Source organism: Actinomycetospora sp., from assembly GCF_055612215.1.
Genome location: NZ_JBVPVA010001210.1, coordinates 1 through 1,843 on the forward strand (window position 1 = coordinate 1; position 1,843 = coordinate 1,843).

Here is a 1,843-nt window from a genome sequence, read left to right on the forward strand (position 1 = left end):
GGAGAGGTCGGTGACCGGGCGGCACACGACGTCCGGGCGGGCCAGCAACCGCGCGTTCCCCTCCGCGAGCAGCACGACCCCGGCCCCGGAGGCGACCGCCTCGACGGCGCCCTCCGCCGTGTCCGCCTCCACCGCCACCCGCGCCGGCGCCGCGCGCGCGTCCGTGGCCAGCCAGAACTCGCGCAGCGCCCCGGCCGAGCGTGGGAGCGCGACGAACGCCTCGTCGGCCAGGTCGGCCATCGTCACCTCCGGGCGGGCTGCCAGCGGGTGGTCCGCCGCGAGCGCGACCCAGCGCGGCTCGCGCAGCAGCACCCGGGCCTCGACGTCGGGCGCGACGAGCGGCAGCCACACGAACGCGATGTCGACGGTGCCGTCGGCGAGCCCGGTGCTCGTGTCCGACCAGCTGATCAGCCGCACCTGCATCCGCGCGTCGCGCTCGCGGGTCGCCGCGAGCAGCCGGCGCGTGAGGTCACGCCCCACGGTGGTCTGCAGCCCGACGAGCAGCGTCGGCGCCGCTCCCGCCCGGCGCACCTCGGCCCGTACCGCGGCCCAGTCCTCGACCATCCGGCGGGCGTGCGGCAGCAGCGCCGCGCCCTCGGCGGTCAGCGCGAGGCCGGACGGGACCCGGTCGAGCAGCCGCACCCCGAGCCGGGTCTCCAGCGCGCGGACCTGCTTGGACAGCGCCGGCTGGGAGACGAACAGGGCCTCCGCGGCGCGGGTGAAGCTCGCCGCGTCGGCGACCGCGACGAAGTAGCGCAGGTCCCGCAGGTGCACGTCGCCCGCCGGGGAGTCCATGACCGATGGTTATCACGGCCGGTCTTGGACGCACGACCCCGCGGGCGCCGAGGCTGGGGACCATGACCGCACTGCCCACCCGCACCCTCGGCGACCTGACCGTCTCGGCGCTCGGCGTCGGGGCGATGGTCCTCTCGCCCGGGATGTACGGCGAGATCGACGACGAGACCGGGGAGGCCGCCCTGCGCGCGGCGGTCGACGCGGGCGCGACCCTCGTCGACACCTCCGACGGCTACGGCGCCGACGGCCACAACGAGCGTCTCGTCGGCCGGGCCCTCGCGCCCGTCCGCGACGAGGTCGTCGTCGCCACGAAGTTCGGCTTCCGGATCCCCGACGGCGAGCCCGCGCACCGGTTCCGGGTCGGGCTGGAGTTCGGCGAGCTCGCCGTCAACGCCGACCCGCGCCTGGTCCGCGGGTACGCCGAGCAGTCGCTGCGCGAGCTCGGCACCGACCGCATCGACCTCTACTACCCGCACTTCCCCGACCCGCAGGTCCCGATCGAGGACACCGTCGGCGCCGTGGCCGAGCTGGTCGAGGCGGGCACCGTGCGCCACCTCGGCCTGTCCAACGCCGACGCCGCCACGCTGCGCCGCGCCCACGCCGTGCACCCGGTCAGCGCCGTGCAGACCCAGTGGGCGATGTGGCACCGGCCCGACCCGGAGCTCGTGGAGGCCGCGGACGAGCTGGGCGTCGGGATCGTCGCGTGGAGCCCGCTCGGCAGCGGGTTCCTGACGGGGGCGGTGTCGGGCCTGGCCGAGGGCGACTTCCGCCGCAACATCGACCGCTTCGCGCACCTCCGGGCCAACAACGACCGCTACGCCCCCGTCCGCTCGATCGCGACCGAGCTCGGGCTCAGCCCGGCGCAGCTCGCGCTGGCGTGGCTGCTCGCCCAGCACCCGCACGTCGTCCCGATCCCGGGCAGCCGGACCCCGGCGCACATCGTCGAGAACCTCGACGCCGCCCGGGTCCGGCTCGACGACGCGACCCTCGCCCGGGTCGACGACGCGCTCGCCGCCTTCGTCCCCGAGGGCACCGTCGACGTCTTCGG

General features: G+C 76.5%; 2 protein-coding genes. One reads left to right on the plus strand and one right to left on the minus strand.

Annotated features, from left to right (window positions below; all coding sequences use genetic code 11):
• On the minus strand, positions 1–795 hold a 795-nt coding region (locus AC0CYZ_RS32365), incomplete at its 3' end, for a LysR family transcriptional regulator (protein ID WP_472222500.1).
• 62 nt (positions 796–857) lie between these two features.
• Here AC0CYZ_RS32365 and AC0CYZ_RS32370 point away from each other — a divergent pair.
• A partial coding sequence (locus tag AC0CYZ_RS32370; protein ID WP_472222502.1) for an aldo/keto reductase occupies positions 858–1,843 on the plus strand: 986 nt, incomplete at its 3' end.